Source organism: Streptomyces nanshensis, assembly GCF_001751255.1.
GTDB classification, from domain to species: Bacteria; Actinomycetota; Actinomycetes; order Streptomycetales; family Streptomycetaceae; genus Streptomyces; species Streptomyces nanshensis_A.
Window position 1 is genome coordinate 1 of record NZ_LJGW01000610.1, and the last position, 2,634, is coordinate 2,634.

The following is a 2,634-nucleotide window of genomic DNA, read 5'->3' on the forward strand; positions in this document are numbered from 1 at the left end:
CTGGAGCGCCGGCGCCGCGGGCGCCGCCGCGCTCGCGCTGCCGGCCGCCGTCGCCCTCAACGTCGCGGGCCGCGAGGGCTGGGCCTTCGCACTGTCCGGGGTGACCATCGCGGCGACGGTGGCGGCGCTCTTCCTCGCGCTCTTCCCGGACGTCATGCCCTCCTCGCTCGACCCGCGCTGGAGCCTGACGGCCGAGAACGCCGCGTCGGGCCCGTACACGCTGCGGATCATGACGTGGTGCGCGGCGCTCGCCACGCCCCTCGTGCTGCTCTACCAGGGCTGGACGTACTGGGTCTTCCGCAAGCGCATCGGTACGCAGCACATCGCGGAGAACCAGTGACACGGCCCGAGTCCGCGTCCGGGAGGAGGCCGCGATGAAGCCCGTCGACCCGCGTCTGGTGGCCTGCGCACGGGCCACGCGCGTCTTCCTCGCCGCGTCCGTCGTGCTCGGCCTGGTCTCGGCGCTGCTCGTCATCGGGCAGGCCACGCTCATCGCGGACCTCGTCGTGCGCGCCTTCCAGGACGGCGAAGGGGCCGGGGACGGCGTACAGCGGCAGCTTCTGCTGCTCGTCGCCGTCACCCTCGGGCGCGCGCTGGTCTCCTGGCTGACCGAACTGGCCGCGCACCGCTCCAGCGCGGCGGTCAAGTCCGAGCTGCGCATGCGGCTGCTGGAACACGCCGTGGCCCCCGGTGTGTACGGGCGCGCGCGGCGCACCGGTGAGCTGGCGACGCTCGCCGGACGCGGAATCGACGCGCTCGACGGCTACTTCTCCCGCTACCTTCCCCAACTCGCCCTGGCCGTCGTCGTACCCGTCGCCGTGCTGGCCCGTATCGTCACCGCCGACTGGATCTCGGCGGCCGTCGTCGCCGGGACGCTGCCGCTCATCCCGCTCTTCATGGCCCTCGTCGGCTGGGCCACCCAGGCCCACACGGACCGGCGGTGGCGGCTGCTCTCCCGGCTCTCCGGCCACTTCCTGGACGTGGTCGCGGGGCTGCCCACGCTGAAGGTCTTCGGACGGGCCAAGGCGCAGGCGCACAGCATCCGCGCCATCACCGACGACTACCGGCGCGCCACCCTGCGCACCCTCCGCATCGCCTTCCTCTCCTCCCTCGTACTGGAACTGCTCGCCACCATCTCCGTCGCGCTGGTCGCGGTCGCCATCGGCATGCGGCTGGTGCACGGCGAACTCGACCTGTACACGGGCCTGTTGGTGCTCGTCCTCGCGCCCGAGGCGTATCTGCCGCTGCGCCAGGTCGGCACCCACTACCACGCCGCGGCCGAGGGACTCTCCGCCGCGGACGAGGTCTTCGCCGTCCTCGACGAGCCGCTGCGGCCCGCCGCGCACACCCCGGCCCCCGATGTCCGGCACGCGACCGTCGTCCTCGACGGGGTCCGCGTACGGCACGAGGGCCGTACGTACGACGCGCTGCCGCCGACGGATCTGACGCTGCGCCCCGGCGAGACGGTCGCGGTGACCGGGCCGTCCGGGGCGGGCAAGTCCACGCTGCTGCGGGTGCTGCTCGGGCTCGTACGGCCGCAGACCGGAGGCGTACGGATCGGGGACAGGGACCTGAGCGACCTCGACCCGGCGACCTGGCACGCGCAGATCGCCTGGGTGCCGCAGCATCCGCAGCTCTTCGCGGGCACGGTCGCGGACAACGTCCGGCTCGTACGGGCGGACGCGACGGACGAGGACGTCGCCGAGGCGCTGGCCGCGGCGGGAGCGGCGGACCTGGACCCGGGCGCCGTCCTCGGGGAGTCGGGCACCGGTCTCTCCGCGGGACAGCGCCAACGCGTCGCGCTGGCACGGGCGTTCCTCGCCGGGCGTCCGCTGGTGCTGCTGGACGAGCCGACGGCGGCGCTCGACGGGGAGACCGAGGCCGGAGTCGTCGAGGCGCTGCGCCGGTACGCCGAGGGGCGCACGGTCGTCGTCGTCACCCACCGTCCGGCGCTGCTCTCGGCCGCGGACCGCGTGGTCGCCCTGGCGGGGCCCGTGGCGGCGGACGAGCCGGGGACGGCGGACGGGCCGGTGTCCGTACCCGCGTACGGGCCGCCCGACGAACCAGAGCCCGCGCCCGAGCACAGCGCCGGTTCCGGTTCCGATCCCGTTTCCGGCTCCGGTTCCGGTGCTCAACCTCCGCGTGGGCGCCCGCGGTTGGCCGCGTCCGCCGCGCTCGGCTCCCTCGCGCTCCTCTCCGCGGTCGGCCTCATGGCCACCTCCGGCTGGCTGATCTCACGCGCGTCGCAGCATCCGCCCGTGCTGTATCTGATGGTCGCCGTCACCGCGACCCGTACCTTCGGCATCGGACGCGCCGTCTTCCGCTACGCCGAGCGGCTCGTCTCGCACGACGCGGTGCTGCGGCTGCTCGCCGACGTCCGCGTCCGCGTCTACCGCAGGCTGGAGCGGCTCGCGCCCGCCGGCCTCAGCCGTACCCACAGCGGCGATCTGCTCACCCGGCTCGTCGCCGACGTCGACGCCCTCCAGGACCGCTTCCTGCGCTGGCTGCTGCCCGCCGTCGTCGCGGTCGTCACGGGACTGGCCGCCGTCGCCTTCACCGGTGCGCTGCTGCCCGGCGCGGGTGCGGCGCTGGCCGCCGGGCTGCTCGTGGCCGGTCTCGCCGTCCCGGCGCTGG

2 protein-coding genes are annotated in these 2,634 nt (G+C 74.9%); both read left to right on the plus strand.

The genetic code is table 11. The features are described from left to right. Positions 1–340 (plus strand): cytochrome d ubiquinol oxidase subunit II (locus tag AN218_RS30210; protein ID WP_171908856.1); only part of this gene is annotated, 340 nt, incomplete at its 5' end. A 34-nt stretch (positions 341–374) separates the two neighbouring features. Beyond that, a partial coding sequence (gene cydD / locus AN218_RS30215) for a thiol reductant ABC exporter subunit CydD (protein ID WP_070020226.1) occupies positions 375–2,634 on the plus strand: 2,260 nt, incomplete at its 3' end.